The following is a 1,451-nucleotide window of genomic DNA, read 5'->3' as shown; positions in this document are numbered from 1 at the left end:
AGGCGGCGCGGCTGGCCGTCGGGCTGCGGCTCGGCGTCCGGATCGCCGCCGTCTGGCTGCTCTACGTGCTGCCCGCCGCCCTCGTACCGGCCGTGTACGGCACGCGGATCGCCGGACCGGTGAGCCTCGGCGCGCTCCTGGCCGTGGTGCCCGTCGCCGTCGGCGTGCACGCGCTGGTGGTGCACGGGCGACGGGCCGACCGGCTCGGACCGCGGCCGGACGCCCGGAGGTGGCCGTGACCACGCTGCTCGATCCCTCGTCCCGGTCCCTCGTCCTCGCCGTGTTCTCGGTGTTCGTCGTGATCTGCCTGATGCTGTGCGTCGTCACCGGCGCCGACGAGGACGACCGGGCCCTCGTACGGTCCGACAGCCGCCGGCTGCGCTCCTGGCAGCAGGGCGTCGCGATGGGCGGTGACACCACCACGGTCGCGACGGTCACCGTGCTGGTGGGCATGGTCGCCACGTCCGGCTTCGACGGGCTCGGCGTCATGCTGGGCAGCCTGATCGGGGTCATGCTGCTCCTCGTGCTGATCGTCGAGCCGCTGCGCGGGCACGCCTCGCTGACGGCCGCGGACATGCTGGACGCGCGCGGCAGCGGCGGGCCCGCCGTGCGCGTCTCGTGGGGCGTGGTGACCCTGCTCGTCTGCTTCCCGCTGCTGGTCGTGCAGTTGGTGGTGGTCGGCAACGTCGCCGCGGCGCTGATCGGGCAGCCCGGTGTGCGGACCGGCTGCATCGTGGTGATCGGCTGTGTGATGACGGCGCTGGCCGTCAGCGGCGGGATCCGGGGCACGGGCGTGGTGATGATCGCGAAGTCGGTGATCACCCTGCCCGTCCTGGTGGTCGCCGCCGTGCTCGTGCTCCACCGCTTCGGCGGGGACCCCGGCCGGCTGCTCGACGCCGCCGCGCACGGCTCGCGGACGGGCGGGGCGTACCTGCGTCCGGGCGGCTACACCGGTGAGGGGTGGGTGGGGGCCGTGAACCGGATCGGGCAGACCTTCGGCATGTCGATGGCCACGCTGGCGATGCCCGCCGTGCTGATGCGGGTGATCTCGGCGAAGAGCCCGCGCGGCGCCCGGTCCGGCGGCCGCTGGATGCTCGGCGAACTCACCCTGCTGTACGGCGCGCTAGCCGTCGTCGGCGTCGGCGCGGCGGCCCTCGTCGGCGAGGCGCTGCACGAGGCCGGTCCGGCGGCGCAGGTGTTCACGCCGCTGCTGCTCGGCCGGGCGCTCGACAGCGGCGGCGTCCTGGTGGCGGCCTTGGCCTGCGTCCTCTTCCTCACCGCGCTCGCGGCCGTGGTGGACGTGACCCTCGCCGCCGGCATCGCCCTGGGACGGGACGTGCTGGGCGCGTCCGGCAAGCGCCCGGCGGGCACGGCGGACGGTGCCGCGGCGCGGTGGTCGGCGGCGCTGACGGGGGCCCTCTCCGCGGTCGTGGCGGTCGGCGCCCCCGCCC

Annotated in this window: 2 protein-coding genes; both read left to right on the top strand. The window is 75.7% G+C overall.

What is annotated here, in order from left to right:
• Window positions 1-239 (top strand): hypothetical protein (locus B7767_RS13335; protein ID WP_085572372.1); only part of this gene is annotated, 239 nt, incomplete at its 5' end.
• Window positions 236-1,451: transporter (locus B7767_RS13330; RefSeq protein WP_107486061.1), on the top strand; the 1,216-nt coding region annotated here is incomplete at its 3' end. The genes B7767_RS13335 and B7767_RS13330, both read left to right, overlap by 4 nt.

The sequence above is a fragment of the Streptomyces sp. 13-12-16 genome, from assembly GCF_002114215.1.
Taxonomy (GTDB): domain Bacteria; phylum Actinomycetota; class Actinomycetes; order Streptomycetales; family Streptomycetaceae; genus Streptomyces.
Note: the sequence above shows the minus strand (reverse complement) of the source record. Positions and strands in the feature narration are given on the sequence as shown.